The 14,915-nt window shown below is 58.3% G+C and carries 11 protein-coding genes; 3 read left to right on the top strand and 8 right to left on the bottom strand.

Annotation, left to right across the window (positions count from 1 at the left end; genetic code table 11):
* Positions 1 to 81: 81 nt before the first annotated feature.
* A complete protein-coding gene (locus tag HMPREF2765_RS07970) occupies positions 82 to 828 on the bottom strand; it encodes a hypothetical protein (RefSeq protein WP_070605174.1) in 747 nt (248 codons plus the stop codon).
* 1,208 nt (positions 829 to 2,036) lie between these two features.
* Between HMPREF2765_RS07970 and HMPREF2765_RS07960 the strand changes: the two genes are divergently transcribed.
* Complete coding sequence (locus HMPREF2765_RS07960) at positions 2,037 to 2,702, top strand: hypothetical protein (protein ID WP_070605168.1); 666 nt, start codon at positions 2,037 to 2,039, stop codon at positions 2,700 to 2,702.
* A gap of 110 nt (positions 2,703 to 2,812) precedes the next feature.
* Here HMPREF2765_RS07960 and pdxT read toward each other — a convergent pair whose 3' ends face one another.
* Positions 2,813 to 3,451 carry a pyridoxal 5'-phosphate synthase glutaminase subunit PdxT gene (gene pdxT / locus HMPREF2765_RS07955; protein ID WP_049341160.1) on the bottom strand — a complete coding sequence of 213 codons (639 nt, stop codon included), beginning with the start codon at positions 3,449 to 3,451 and terminating at the stop codon, positions 2,813 to 2,815.
* A gap of 115 nt (positions 3,452 to 3,566) precedes the next feature.
* Positions 3,567 to 4,472: a pyridoxal 5'-phosphate synthase lyase subunit PdxS gene (gene pdxS / locus HMPREF2765_RS07950; protein ID WP_005507298.1), complete on the bottom strand. Its 906-nt coding sequence runs from the start codon at positions 4,470 to 4,472 to the stop codon at positions 3,567 to 3,569.
* 435 nt (positions 4,473 to 4,907) lie between these two features.
* On the opposite strand from pdxS, the gene HMPREF2765_RS07945 reads away from it, so the two are divergent.
* Together HMPREF2765_RS07945 and HMPREF2765_RS07940 are read left to right on the top strand one after the other, a co-directional pair.
* Positions 4,908 to 6,548 (top strand): Na+/H+ antiporter, encoded by a 1,641-nt coding sequence (locus tag HMPREF2765_RS07945; protein ID WP_070605165.1) that lies wholly within the window; start codon positions 4,908 to 4,910, stop codon positions 6,546 to 6,548.
* A gap of 200 nt (positions 6,549 to 6,748) precedes the next feature.
* Positions 6,749 to 8,257, top strand: a complete 1,509-nt coding sequence (locus tag HMPREF2765_RS07940) for an MATE family efflux transporter (protein WP_070605162.1) — start codon at positions 6,749 to 6,751, stop codon at positions 8,255 to 8,257.
* 89 nt (positions 8,258 to 8,346) lie between these two features.
* Here the strand turns inward: HMPREF2765_RS07940 and nadE are convergent, their stop codons facing one another.
* The 5 genes from nadE to HMPREF2765_RS07920 all read right to left on the bottom strand — a co-directional run.
* On the bottom strand, positions 8,347 to 9,180 hold the full coding sequence (nadE, locus tag HMPREF2765_RS07935; RefSeq protein ID WP_070605160.1) for an ammonia-dependent NAD(+) synthetase: 834 nt from the start codon (positions 9,178 to 9,180) through the stop codon (positions 8,347 to 8,349).
* Positions 9,181 to 9,396: 216 nt separating this feature from the next.
* Positions 9,397 to 9,792 (bottom strand): type II toxin-antitoxin system death-on-curing family toxin, encoded by a 396-nt coding sequence (locus tag HMPREF2765_RS09120; RefSeq protein WP_080974499.1) that lies wholly within the window; start codon positions 9,790 to 9,792, stop codon positions 9,397 to 9,399.
* Complete coding sequence (locus HMPREF2765_RS07930) at positions 9,792 to 10,055, bottom strand: type II toxin-antitoxin system Phd/YefM family antitoxin (RefSeq protein WP_049340141.1); 264 nt, start codon at positions 10,053 to 10,055, stop codon at positions 9,792 to 9,794. Before HMPREF2765_RS07930 ends, HMPREF2765_RS09120 begins: the two co-directional genes overlap by 1 nt.
* A 129-nt stretch (positions 10,056 to 10,184) precedes the next feature.
* Positions 10,185 to 14,225: a S8 family serine peptidase gene (locus HMPREF2765_RS07925; RefSeq protein WP_070605157.1), complete on the bottom strand. Its 4,041-nt coding sequence runs from the start codon at positions 14,223 to 14,225 to the stop codon at positions 10,185 to 10,187.
* Positions 14,226 to 14,584: 359 nt separating this feature from the next.
* The coding region (locus HMPREF2765_RS07920) for an S-layer homology domain-containing protein (RefSeq protein WP_141749101.1) at positions 14,585 to 14,915 on the bottom strand (331 nt) is incomplete at its 5' end.

The following is a 14,915-nucleotide window of genomic DNA, read 5'->3' as shown; positions in this document are numbered from 1 at the left end:
ACAGTTGTGGCGGTGACCGAACAACGGTCACCGCCACAACTGTTTTTAAGATGAGACAGACTCAGGTTAGACGGGGTTCGATTAGACAGGGTTGTCGGGGCTGGGCAGGGTTACCACCTCAGACCAACGAGTATCCTTAGCGGCCGCACGGTTCGCGTCGCTCTTCTGCTTCACATCGGCTGGTGCCTGCTGCGCCCACAACTCAAAAGCAACAATGTAGTTCTCGGGGTAGTTTGCCGCGAGCAGCTCCTGGCGGGTTGGGAAGTACTCCTTACCCTCTCGAATATCGACGTAGTTGCTTGCCTTGTAGGGGTCTGCGCTCTGGATGTCAGCGCGCGGGCCGGAGGCTACCTTTCCGCTTGCCACATTATTGTCATCGATAGCGCGCACCCACGCTGCGGCGTAGGCGTGATCAGCCTTGTTCTTCTCGTACAGTGCCAGACACTCGGCTCCTGCTGATTCAGCTTCGGCGCGGGTGGGGAAGTTTGCCTGGTTGCGCACAATATGCCGCGCGGAGACATAGGAGGGCAGTGCCGTACCGCGGTCGGCGCTGATGGCTTCCTGCTGCTTGAGGGTTTCAGCTTTCGCGGCTTCGTCAGGTTCAAGGCAGGGGGTAGACGTCTTCTTCGCCGCGGAAGAGGAAGCGGACCCGGTGGGGCTTGCTGCTGACGGGGAGGAAGCCACGGTCGTGTTCGAGGGTGCGGGAGTATTGGATGCCGTGCTGGTGGAGCTACCGCAGGAGGCAAGAAGCAAGGGAAGAATCGCCAGTGCGGCACCGCGTCGTAGACCGCTGGAACGGAGCGAAAGAAAAACGGGGGTGTGGGTCATGAGACCACCTCACAAGAGGGATGGAACGATATATTGCGTCTAAATGTACCCGAATATTTGATATATGGTCAATGGAAAATATCATCTAATTTTAAAAACCAACACTCTAGACGCAAGGTGTGCAACCCAGTAGTCTTAGGGTGTTGACCTGCTTAAATATGAGGTAGACGGGGTAAGAGTGCGGAGATTTTGCAGGTCACCTGCCTATCTCAGTATTGGCTTTAGGGCTTAAGAGATATGAAAAGCAACATTGAGGCTATGCGTTCGGTGTTTCGCTACTAGCTTTTTATGCTACTGAAAGGAAATGGCATCATGAATTCTACATATAAGATGTTCGCCGTAAATGAGAAAATAATTTTGTATATCTTATTTCTCATTGTATTGCAATTTTTCTATATTTTCCCAACTGCCCTGTATGCAGATTTCTATAGATTTGTATCACCATGTGATAGGTGGCAAAGTGCATATTTTGACTATATACCCTTCTTTGTGGTGGGAGTTGTATCAGCTAGCTTATGGCAGACTTTTAGTATGTGGCTGGGTGTAAAGCTTCGTATAGGAATTTTTTGGATCGCATCGCTATATTTAGTTTTTAAAATGTATGGGACTTATGAAATTTTAAAAGGCAATATCTTAAGTTCATGTAAAGTCCCTACAGAATATATGCATGGAATATTGTGGCCATATGATCTACAGGCATTCATTCTCTGGGGTCCCGATATTATCTCATGCGTTATTTTTATAGCAGTTTTTATTGCATGTTCTAAGCGTAGCTACTGGATACCAACCCTCGCAGCTATAGCCGCATTTGTTGTGCAGTGCGTCATCTTGGTACTGCTCTGGGAATACGTTAGGGGACTTATCTACTATCTCCTCTAGAAGCTTTGGGTCGTCGAGATGCAGGCTCTTACGGAGCTGAAGGTTGTGCCATGGGCGCCCTGACCGTGACCCTCCGGGCATGTTGGCTTCTGCTGATTATCGAGTAAATAGCAATATCTGATGCTGGTGTTTTGGTACCATGGTTGCCTTAAGAACCCGATGGTATCCGTATTTACGCAAGTCAAGGCGCTGAACAAACTTGTTTATCGATTTTCTTCCGAGATGTTGGATTTTAAAAAATAAACATATTTTTCTCTTGACCATGTATCAAAACTGCCTGTATATTGAGGGGCAACTCAGTATGCTCCAGCCCACAATGAGGTGACATCATGACCCTGAATTCCAGGACCTCGAACCCCCGCTATAGCGCACTGCGATACGGTGCCGCTCTCTTAACCCTGCCCCTGTTCCTCGCCGCCTGCGGTGGTGCAAACACTGCGGCAAGCAGTACCTCCTCACCCTCCACGGCGAGCGCCTCAGCAACGGCAAGCGCCACGCCGCCCATCAGCTGCTCCTCATACTCCGCTGAAGATCTCGCATCAGCAGAAGCCGCCAAACCCGTCCCGCGCACCGATGAACAATACCCCGCGTACATTCAATACCGGAACATCCTCGCAGACGGCGCCCACATCATTGAGCCCAGTGAAATCGACAGCAAGTGCCACGCCGCACTCAAAGCAGGGCGGAGCACCTTCCCCGAATACGTTCAAAACATCGATGCCTATAACGCCCACCCCAGCGTCGGACTCTCCGACCCCTTCGCCGGTAGCGAGTACCGAGACATCAAGAACCGCAACGAATTCATTCCCCACCGCGCAGACCTGGAAGAAGCCGCCTACCCCGAGATGATTATTCGTCTCTACGAAAAGTGGTACGAGGCAGCCCCCGCAGACATCAAGACGCTCAGCGACGGCAACCGTGCACGATTCCTCGCCACAAGCGCCTACCAGCAGTGGAAGGCCCAGCCCCAAACCCCCAGCAGCTCCCGCCCATAAGTCCACTCACGCATAAACCCGCGCAAAAACAGTTGTGGCGGTGACCGAACAACGGTCATCGCCACAACTCTTTAAACGGTCATTACCGGGCTTATTTTTTGGGGGAGGGGCTACTTGCCCTTCACCTCGCGTGCCAGAGCCAGTAGCTCCTCATGCACCGTCGTATCGCCCGTAACCTCCGGGTGGAAAGAAATACCAATCAGGTTGCCCGAACGCACACCCACAATCTTCCCCTCATGACGAGCCGTCACCTGCACACCCTCACCAGTGCCAGTCACAATCGGCGCACGAATAAATGCCGTATCAATAACCACCTCATCACCGGCAGGGGTCAGCCACGGCAGGCGCACCTCCGCAGAATCAACCTGCGAACCAAACGCGTTACGACCCACCGAAACATCCAGGACACCCAGCGACTGCTGACCCGGCGCCGGATCATCAATACGCTTCGACAGCATAATCAGGCCCGCGCACGTACCCAGGGTCGGCAGGCCCGAAGAAATCGCCTCAATCAGCGGCTCCCGCACACCAAAAATACGGGTCAGACGGTCAATCGTCGACGACTCACCACCCGGCAAAACCAGCGCATCCAGACCCTCAAGCTGCTCACCGGTACGCACCCAACGCACCTGCGCGCCCAGGGACTCCAGCATCTCCGCATGTTCACTCACGCCGCCCTGCAACGCCAAAACACCAACCGTCAAACCCTCACCCGGCAAAACACCGGTAGGCTGAACCTTCTCAACCATCACCGCTCCCTTCACAAAACAACAAACACAACAAACACAAGGAGGGTGGGACCCGCCTCAGCGAACCCCACCCCCTCATCAAACACTCACCCCGAATGCGGGGTGCGCGCACGAATTACCAGCCGCGCTCCGCCAGGCGGTGCGGTGCCGGAATGTCAGCAACGTTAATGCCGACCATAGCCTCACCCAGGCCGCGAGAAGCCTCAGCAACCTTCTCCGGGTCATTGTAGAAAGCAGTAGCCTTCACAATAGCCTTCGCACGAGCAACCGGGTCGCCCGACTTGAAAATACCGGAACCAACGAACACGCCGTCAGCGCCCAGCTGCATCATCATCGCAGCGTCAGCGGGGGTAGCCACACCACCAGCGGTGAACATCACCACGGGCAGCTTACCGGTCTGAGCAACCTCACGAACCAGCTCGTACGGTGCAGCCAGTTCCTTAGCCTTCACGTACAGCTCATCAGGCATGGTGTTGTACAGGCCCTGCAACTCAGCAATCTGACGCTTAATGGTGCGGATGTGCTTGGTTGCCTCAGAGACGTCACCGGTGCCAGCCTCGCCCTTCGAACGGATCATAGCGGCACCCTCGGTGATGCGGCGCAGCGCCTCACCCAGGTTGGTAGCACCACACACGAAAGGAACCTTGAACTGGTGCTTATCAATGTGGTTCACGTAGTCAGCGGGGGAAAGAACCTCAGACTCGTCAATGTAGTCGACCTTCAAGGTCTCCAGAATCTGAGCCTCAACGAAGTGGCCGATGCGTGCCTTCGCCATGACCGGGATCGAAACAGCATCAATGATGCCCTCAATCATGTCCGGGTCAGACATACGAGCCACGCCGCCCTGCGCACGAATATCCGCGGGAACGCGCTCGAGAGCCATGACGGCAACAGCGCCAGCATCTTCAGCGATCTTAGCCTGTTCGGGGGTGACGACGTCCATGATGACGCCGCCCTTGAGCATGTCGGCCAGGCCGCGCTTAACAAGCGGGCTGCCGGTTACGGTGTTGTTATCAGTCATGACCTTATCTTCTCACGTTCTGAGTGTTCGCGCGCACTCACGGGGGCGGATTTTCTGTTCTCTGACACAGTACGACCCCAAGCTCACGTCAGAATGACACAAAACGTCATGAAAAGCGGTCAGAGTAGGGCGGTTCGTGGGCTGAGCAGGCCCGGCTGAGCAGACCCGCCGGATGCACGCAGGTCGCCTCCCATAAACTCACACCCCGAGCGGCCATAAGGCAAGATTTTGCTCAGGGTAAACATCCACCCACCCGCACTGAACAACGGTAAAGTATAGAAGCTACGCCCGCACTCGTCCCCACGCGGAAGCCTCACGGCCCAGGGAACGAGCAAAACATTTTGGGCACCCTGGCACCCGCACACTCGCGGACATCAGCCGTCTATCAGACGCACACCATGAACCAGCCGCCACATCCAAAAGGAACACACCAAATTGCTTGAAGTCATCATTGCCCTATCGCTGGCAATTCTTCTGGGTAATATCCTCGCCCATAAAATACGGATAACCCCCGCCATTGTGCTGATATTCATTGGCCTGGCTATCGGCATTATGCCCGCCCACGAACTGCACGAAGTTCAGAGTATCGGCCTGCCGCCGCACGTCATCCTCGAAATCTTCCTGCCCATCATGCTCTTCTGGGAAGCCCGCAACACCTCATGGCGTGAAGCGCGCGCCCGTCTGCGCGGCATTCTGCTCTCGGGCACGGTGCTCGTAATTTTCACGGCGTTCGTTATCGCCTGGGTGCTTCACACATTTATGGGCGTCTTCATCTGGCCTGTGGCGCTGATTATCGGTGTGGCGCTCGCCCCCACCGATGCTGTGGCCGTGGCAACGCTCAACGGCAAACTCCCCAAATCTTCCATCACCACCCTTAAAGCGGAAGCACTCATTAACGACGGCACCACCCTAGTTCTTTTCGCACTCGCCCTGCAGCTTGCGGGTGGTCATGAACTTACCCTGGGGACTGCATCCGGAATGTTCTTCTTCTCGTTCCTGATTGGAACTCTCGTTGGCCTGGCCGTCGGATGGGGTGTAGATAAGCTGCGTGCGCACATCGGCAACCCCATGAACTTCAGCGTGTTCATGTTTACCGTGCCGTTTATTGCTTTCTTCCTGGCTGAAGAGATCGAGCCTTTTGAGGGCATGAAAGGTTCCGGAGTGGTGGCTGTGGTGGTCGCCGCTTTCTACCTGACCTATCGCGGACCGGATACCATCAAACCCCAAAACCGTTTCTACGGTCTGCCCATCTGGTCGTTTGTCTCCTATGTCATGAACGGTGCGCTCTTCGTGCTCGTGGGTGTTCAGCTGCCCAGCGCCACAGCGCCTGTGGATGATGTTCTTCGTGAATACAACTATGCGTGGGCTTTGACGTTCGCCGTGATTGTGGTGGCATGGCTTGTTTCCATTGCGGCGCGTTTTATTTTCCTGCACGTCTCGATCGGTATTATTCGTGCCCTTGACCGTTCAGAAAAGCAGAAGCAGCTGCGCACAACTTTCCGTGGCCGTGTAGTGAGTACCTTTGCGGGACTGCGCGGCGGTGTTTCCCTCGCGGTGGCTCTCTCCGTGCCGACTGATGTTCCCGCGCGTGACTTTATTATCTTTGTTGTTGCGGGCGTGGTTCTGCTGTCGATGGTGGTTCAGGGGATGCTCCTGCCGCTCGTTATTAGGTGGGCGAAAATTCCGGTTGATACCACCGAAGAAGATGAGATTAATGAAGCAATCCGCACGATCATTGCCGAGTCCTTCGACTCTGTGGCTGAGATCGGCCAGGAAATTGGTGCACCACAGTGGATTATCGACCGCATTGCCGACGAACAGATGTACAACGCGAGTATACACCGCAACCTGCACACTGTTCGTAAAGACGGTGCGAATGCGCCGGAAGAAGCCCGCCGCATTATTGAAGCGGGCGACCTTGAGAAAGAGCTGCGCCTGCGGCATTTGGAGAAGCAACGCAGCGTGCTCAAGCGCCTGCGTAATGAGCGCATAATCGACACGAATGTGCTCCACGCGATTCAGGAAATCCTGGATATTGAGGAGGTTCGCGTGCTTGGTCCGGTTGAGCTCGAATAGCTCACACTCCTACATGCGATACGTATGAGGCGAGGCGCCCCTACCCCGAACAGCGGGGGAGGGGCGCCTCGTTACTTTTATGTCCAAACCTCTAGACCCACCCCTACGTGTAGACGGTACAATACACTAGCCCGTTTTTTGTGCGGACCACGCTTCTTACCGCGCACCGGACACAACACAGACTAGAACCACAGGAATCTATGGCACCTCAGCAGACTGAAAACAACGCGCCCAAAAACGGCGCACCCGCAGGACACGGCCCGCACGGTCCCCACGGCGCAAGCGAAGACCCCCAGAACATCTACCTGCTCAAAGACGCCCCCATCCTCAAGGCGCTCCTCTCCCTCGGCGTGCCCATGGCGCTCGGCCTCGCCATCACCAGCATCTACAACGTGGTGAACTCCTACTTCGTCGGCCACTACGGCGGCACCGAAGACCTCGCCGCCACCAGCTACGGCGTGCCCGTCTTCGGCGTCATCATGGCGATCGCAGGCCTGTTCGGCCTGGGTTCCTCAACCCTCGCCTCCCGCAAGCTCGGTGAAGGCCAGCCCGCCCACGAAATTCACCGCGTCACCTCCTTCGCCCTCTACTCGGCGCTCGGTGCCGGTATCGTCGCGGCGGCTATCGGCTTCATCCTCGCCGACCCGATTACCAGCATCATGGGTGCATCCGGCGGCTCCTACGAACCGACCCGCATCTACGTGCACCTCATGTTCCTCGGCGCGCCCCTCGCTATCGGTATGTTCACCCTCGAACAGCTCGTCCGATCCGAAGGCTACGCCAAGCAGTCCATGTACGGCATCATCGTCGGCACCGTCGTCACCTGCATCTTCGACGTGCTGTTCATCGCCATCATGGGCATGGGCGTCGCCGGTGCCGGTTGGGCGATGCTGCTGGCGAACGGCGCATCCATGCTGTACTACCTGCTGTTCCTGATGCGTCAGAGCGAGAACTTCTCCGCGAACATCCGCGACTTCTCCCTCGACCCCGCCATTATCAAGCCCGTGGTCGCGGTCGGTGCTGCTGAGCTCATTCAGAGCCTCAACATGATCTTCGCCGCCCTGCTGCTGAACAACCTCGCCGCCTCCTACGGTGACGACACCGTCGCGGCGTTCGGCCTGGCAATGCGCCTGAACATGGTGCCCGAAATGCTGTGCATGGGCCTGTGTATGGGCGGTATCCCGCTGTACGCCTACGCTTACGGTGCCCGCAACGGCGCCCGCGTGAAGGAGGCGCTGCGCACCGCAACGATCCTGTCCGTGGCGACCTCCGCGATCATCACCATTCCGGTGCTGATTTTCCGCCGTGAACTGCTCGCCGTGGTTGGCGATGCAAGCCTCATCGACACCGGCGAGGAGATTATGGTTGCGCTGATGCTCGCCGCCGTGTTCAACGCGGTCAGCATCGTGTTTGTGTCTTGGTTCCAGGCGGCCGGTAAGGGCGGCCCGGCAATGCTGATGACCCTCGGTATTGCTCTGCTGTTCTTCCCCGCCGTGTACTTCGGCAACATGTGGTTCGGCTTTAAGGGTCTGACCTGGGCGTTCCCCTTCACCCAGGTGCTCGCCTGCGCGTTGGGCCTGGTGCTGTTCCTCGCCACGGGTGGCGCGAAGGTACCGCCCGCTGAAGCTGAGGTTGAGACTGAAGGTTCTGAGGATTCGGGCGTTCAGGATGCTCAGGTTTCTGGCGCACAGCCCGAACAGAAGGCATAGTCCTCGGTCTGCAAAAGCATAGTAAAAGCCCTGGACTCCCACCAAGGGAGTTCAGGGCTTTTACGTTAGTTCTTATGCCGGTTGAGGCGCTAGTTCTTCCACCAGGAATCAAAAATCGTCACCGGAGTAGTGCGCTTATGGCGGCTACGCAGGTAAATCTGCTCCAGCTTCTCAGCTGCCGCCTCGTCGATTTCCTTACCCTCCAGGTAGTCATCAATCTGCGGGTACGTCAGACCCAGCTCATCCTCATCGGTACGGCCGGGCACGCCGTCCAGCAGGTCAGCCGTCGGCGGCTTAGCCCACAGACGCTCAGACGCACCCAAAACACGCAGCAGCAGCTGGTTCTGGCGCTTATTCAGGCCGTACAGCGGCAGCAGGTCCGCACCGCCGTCACCGAACTTCGTGAAGAAACCCGTAATGGACTCCGCCGCATGGTCGGTACCCACCACCAGGTAGCCGGGGCCGCCAGCCACCGCGTACTGGGCGATCATGCGGGCGCGCGCCTTCACATTACCCTTGTTGAAGTCGCTGATCTGCTCGCCGGTCGCGGCAACGTAGGCGCTGTCGAAACCGTCGACAGCCTCCGCAATGTTGAAGGTCAGGGAGCGGGTGGGCTGGATGAAACGCAGCGCCTCCTGCGCGTCCTCTTCGTCGTGCTGCACACGGTAGGGCAGGCGCACCGCCACGAACTCGGTGGTGCGGCCACGCTCGTTGAGGCGGTCCACCGCCAGCTGGCAGAGGCGACCCGCCAGAGTGGAGTCGATACCGCCGCTGATGCCCAGTACCAGGCCGCGGCTTCCGGTGGCTTCCAGGTAGTCGCAGATGAACTGGATGCGGCGCTCCACTTCTTCGCGTGCCTGCTCTTCGGTCATGTTGGGCTTGACGCCCATTTCACGGATGATCTGTGCCTGTAATTCACGCATGACTTAAGTGTACGCTCCACCTTATAGCCCGTGCGGTGAACCGCCGAGGGAGGCGAGGTAGTGTTCCACACGGTGCGTTCAGACCCGCCCGCGCTAACTAGCCCACCTCGGGCAGGGTGAGGCAAGCAAATACCCCCGGCAGATGCGTACAGCATCCACCGGGGGTATTTCTTTTAAAAAGGTAGTTTTTTCATGCTCCTGGAAGCGGCAATGCGCTCACTCGAGACTGGAAGTGAGATGCGAATGAACGTATTGAGTAAACTCTTCAATACTGCAGACATGAGTGACTAATCCGATGACTTTGTTATAGAGATGAGTAGAGTCATCTACTAAATAGAGACCGTGACACTCTAGAAGGCCACCAAGGAGCGCAACCGCTACACGCTTATTGCCATCAACAAAAGGATGTTGACGAATAACCTCTACACAGAGATGAACAGCCTTATCTACAATGTGCGGATATAGCTCTTCTCCACCAAAAGTTTGGTAAGGGCTCTGAAGAATTCCTTCGAGAATATCAAGGTCTCGAACGCCTGCAGACCCTCCAAAGCGGTTGATAAGCAACTGGTGGATAGCTAAAGCAGTATCAACGGAGATATGTGCAGAGGACATCACTGGCTCAGACGTTCAAAGACGCTTTCGTAACGGTCAATGAAGCTAGTCGCTGCCCCTAAAATCTTCTCCTGATCGATAGTTTCAGAAGAAGTCTTCGCTACGGCTTCTTTGTTATCAGAAGTGGAATCTACTCCCAGAGGAACAATCTTGAAAGCAGGCTGATTGCGCTTAAATACAGTGATTTCTTCACCTTCCTGAATGACCTGATTAGTCACGGAAGTGAGGTTGGCACGTAGTTCAGAAAATCCAACGGTGAGCATAGTATCTTTCCTTTGTACTATTTCTTGTACAAATTTTAGCACTATATCTACTGATGAAGTCAGCCCACAGAAAAGGCCGTGCCGGGGCAGAAAACTCCACTCCGACACGGCCCTCACATCCGCATCCGACTAGCGGTTATTCAGCACACGCACGTTATAGCGGTGCAAGAACGCCGCCATCGCGCCACGCTCAATCGGCTGAACCGGACGGAACGAACCATCAGCCCAACCCGTCGTAATACGCTGCTCAGCCAACCACGAAATCTCACGATAGAACTGGCTACCGGCTGACACGTCACTAAACGGCGAAGCCACCGGAGCAGAATACGCCGGCGAACCCGCAAAACGGTAGAAGAACGCCGCCATAGCATCACGGTTCACCGCAGCATTCGGACGGAACGTACCATCCGACCAGCCGGTCGTAATACCGCGGGCACGCATCCACTCAATCTCCTTGAAGAACGGGTGATCACGCGGCACATCCTTAAAGCTCGGAGTGGACGGCGCAGTGAACTGCGGCGAACCCGCCATACGGTAGAAGAACGCCGCCATCGCGCCGCGCTCCACCGAACCGTTCGGGCGGAACGTACCATCCGGGTAGCCGGTCGTAATACGACGCTGAGCCAGCCAGTTAATGTCATTCACGAACGGGTAATCCGCCGGAACATCCTTGAAGTGCGCGCTCGCGGCGGTAGCCTCAGAGTTCGACGAGACACGCAGAACCTGCGCACGCTCACCCGCTGCGCCGTTCACACCGGACAGGTCGCCAGTCGCATTGTGCATGTGCAGGAACAGCGCAGAAACGTTCTTCGCGTCGCCGTTACGGTGCGCCACCAGCTGAGTCTCCGGTGCGTCCACGAACAGGTTCGGCACGCCTGCCGACTCGCCGCTGAACCACAGCTTCGGCGCCGCATAGTTGAACACCACCGAATCAGTCGTATCAACCACAGTGGTTGCGGAGAACGCGCTAGAAGTGGTCACCGAGTACGAAATCTCGGTGGACTCGGCGTTCGGGTCCAGACCCAGAACGCTCAGCGGAACAGTCATCACCAGGGTGTTCGAATCCATGATGTTGGTGTCCGTATCACCCCAGGTGCCGTTCAGCGGGTACAGGGCGTTCTCAATGGCCTGCCACTTGCCGTTGCTGCGCTTAGAAACCTTCACCAGCGGGTAGTCCAGGCCCTTCTCACGCACCGTCTGCAGGCGGTAGTCGCTCGTGCCGTCCTTGTCGGTATCAACGAACACGTAGTAGGTGCCACGCGGGGTCACCTCCTGCCAGTTACCCCAGGTGGAAATACCGAAGGACAGGTGCGCCTGCGAGGTGTCCGCACCGGCAGCCTTCAACGCCGCCGCGTCCGAGGCGGCACCCACATACTGCAGGTCCATGCGGGAATCCGAACCCACACCCAGCTTCGCGGTCGGGATGCGCGGGCTCGAAGCGCCCAGCTCAAAGGCACCCAGCAGGGAGCGGTAACCGCCCTGATCCACCGCGGTACCCTGCAGGGTCAGGGTCTGCTCCAGGGCACCCACGCCGTTCGTGTCAAAGTGAATATCTGCACCGGCTACGCGCATTGCGGAGACCGGTTTCGGTGCCACGTGCAGCGGCATGCGCAGGGTCTTCACCGCAGCCGAGGAGTCAGCATCGGTCAGGATCAGGCGGCCCGAAGCGCTCGCAATGTACTGGCGGGCACCCGAAATGGTGACCGCACCGGTCGAGTAGTTCACCGAATCCTGGTTCGGGTACATGGACGGGTCGCGGGTCTTTTCCAGCTTCGACGGGTCAATGCGCACCGTCACGGTGAACGTTGCCTTCTGGCCGGCACCCACAGACACGGACTGCGGGTAGGAGAACTCCACACCCGGGATGCTCGTGCTGCCCTCATAGTTCAGGGTGTAGGTGTGCGCCACCGAGTCGGTGTTCTCGACGCTCACGCGGTGCTGCAGGGTCTGCACACCGGCGTTCGGGGTGTACTCAAGCACACCAAAGGTGTCCGAAACCTGTTCGGGGCGTGCCGCGTTGAACAGCATGACGCGGTCAGACACCGCCGCACGCGTGTTGATGCGGCCGGTACCCACACGGTCCACCGCGTAGGGGTTGCCCCAGGCGTCCTGCATGTGGTGGTCGGCGGTGTTCATGATGACGGTCTTAAGCATGCGCGGACCGTACTCCGGGTGCGCCTGCATGATCAGCGCCGCAACACCGGCAACAAACGGCGTGGACATGGACGTACCGGTCTTCACGCTCGAACCGGTGCCGCTACCAACCTCGATAGAGGAAATGTTCGTGCCCGGTGCCGCAACGTCCGGCTTGGTGATGCCGTGCGAACCGTGCAGGCCACGCGCGGTGGAGGTGTTCGCCTGGTCCAGCTTGCCGTTGGGCACGCGGATCGAGTCGCGCAGGTTTTCGCCGAGCTGCAGGGTCAGCTCACCCGAATCAATTTGCGCGGAAAGGCGCTCCACCTGGCTCTTTGCCAGGCGCACGCCCGGAATGGAGGAGTTACCGCCGATAGCGGTGTCACCAACCTCAGTGTTCGAGGTGAGCACCACGCCGGTCGCGCCAGCCGCCTGCAGGTTGTCGAAGCGTACCTTCGAACCGCAGGGTGCGGTGCCGTCAGCGTCCGCCCAGTCGATGAGGGCCCACTTGCCCTTCAGGGCTGCGGCTTCCTCTTCGGTGAATGCTTCGCAGGCGTAACGGTTGCGGGAGGCGGCACGCACCACGGTGCCGCGCAGCTGCTCCTCGGTCGCCTTCGAGTAGTCGAAGCTCACCGAGTAGTCGCCGTAGGTGTCCGCCTCGTTCGCGGGGGCGAGAATCTTCACGCGGTCTACCAGCTGGGTCGAGCCGATGGAGTTCGCCACGGTCAGGCCGTAGGCGCTGGTGCCGGGGCCGCCCGAGTTGGAGTAGGTGTCGCCCACGGCGTTGTAGTTGTTGGCGTTACCCGCCGCAACTACGGAGAGGATGCCCTCGCGGTAGAGGGAGCCGACCGCGTAGTTCACGGTCTCATCGAACACGCCGAACTCGTTGCCGAGCGACAGGTTCGCGATGTCGGCGCGGTCGGAGAAGTCGCCGTCGTCGTTGGGGTCGAGCACGCGGTCCAGGCCCTTGGGGACGAACGCGGTGGTGCCCTTACAACCGAAAATGCGCAGACCAATCAGCTGGGCGTCCGGTGCGGAGCCGGGGCCGATCTTCATGTTGTTGAGCTGCTCTTTGGTGAGCTTGGAGTAGTCGCCGTGGAAGGTGCTGCCGTCCGCGTTCACGCCGTAACCTGCCGCGGTGCCCGCCACGTGGCTACCGTGGCCGCCGCAGTCGAGCGGGTTGTTATCCGGGTGGGGAGTGGAGGTTTCCTTCTTACCGGAGTTGTAATCGTCACCGACCAGGTCGTAGCCGCCAAGGAACTTCTTCGGATCGTAGGTGCCCTCGGGAATCGTGTCGGATGCCTTTGCCTTCTCGAAGGCTTCCTGCGTGCCGGGGCCACCCAAATCGGCGTGCGTGTAGTCGATACCGGTATCGAGCACGACAATCTTCACGCCCTTGCCGGTGTAGCCGGTGGAGGCGGGGTTTGCCGGGCTCTTCGCCCACACGGAGAGCGTGTCCGTATCAATGAGGGTGCCGCTGTTCTGCGGTGCCATGTCCTCAATGATGCTGATGCGTTCCACATCGTCGCGGTTCGCGAGCGCACGAATCTGCTCGACGTTACCGTAGAGCGCCACGCCGCGCATCGTGTTGTGGGTGGTGTACAGGACCTGCGCGCCGGATTCCTTCGCCGCGGAGGCGCCCTGCTGCTGCACGCTGGCGCGGATTGCCTGCACCTGTGCTTGCGCGTTGACGGGTGCCTGCGCGCGGGAGCGGACCGCGTCCGGCTGGGTCTGGGCGTACGCACCTTGACCCTTGAATCGGACGAACACGGCGCGTTCGCCGGTGGCGCCGTCCAGGCTGGGGGAGAGAACTTCGTTGTTGTTCTCGCCGGTGCCGGTGTTCTGGTGGGGTGCGTCCCGGTCTGCGCCGCGTACTACGCCCGGTGCCGCGTAGGCAGCGGTACCGAACGGCAGGGCGGTCAGCCCGAGGGTGAGCCCCAGGGTGAGTGCGCCGCAGCTGCGTGCCAGCTGCTTGAGGCGGCCCGGCTGTGTGTGCCGGGCGGCTCGCGCGGGGGTAGCTTCAGGGAAGGTTGCCACTGAATGCTCCTTTTTAGTGATGGTGCGTTTCTTAGCGGTTTCTGCACCGAGAGTTCTACTCGGAGAGCTGTACGGCAAGGGTTCTGCACCGAGAGTGCTACGGTGCGTCTGCACTGTGTTTCCAGTGCGCCTCCAGTGCGTCTGTGCGGCGTAAACGTCAAGGTTCATGCCGATGGTGAAGAAACCTTCACTTATTGTCTCAACGATTCTTTATATAACCTAGTCAAACTCGTATTACGGAACATTACGCGTAAATAACAAAGCACCCAACCACAGAAAAAGGGAGCCGCACCGCCGCAGATAAACTGCAACGGTACGGCTCCCTCGGTAGAACCTATAGGTTCTTAGATTCCGGAACCCTAGATTTCAGGGCTTTCCTTCAGCACACCCGTGCTGTAGCGGTACACGAACGCCGCCATAGCGTCGCGGTGCACCGGCTCCACGGGGCGGAACGAACCATCGGGCCAGCCGGTGGTCACGCCCTGCTCAGCCAGCCACGAGATCTCGCGGTAGAACTGCTTGTCGGTCGGAACGTCCGTGAAACGAGCCTGCGCGGGGGCAGTGTACTCGGGCGAACCAGCGTAACGGTAGAAGAACGCAGCCATCGCGTCACGGTTCACCGAACCCTCCGGACGGTACGTACCATCGGGCCAGCCGGTCGTGATGCCCTGAGCCTTCATCCACTCAATC

Origin of the sequence: Rothia sp. HMSC062H08 (genome assembly GCF_001810775.1) — a bacterium.
In the GTDB taxonomy this organism is placed as follows: Bacteria; Actinomycetota; Actinomycetes; order Actinomycetales; family Micrococcaceae; genus Rothia.
This window is presented reverse-complemented; position numbering and strand designations above follow the sequence as displayed.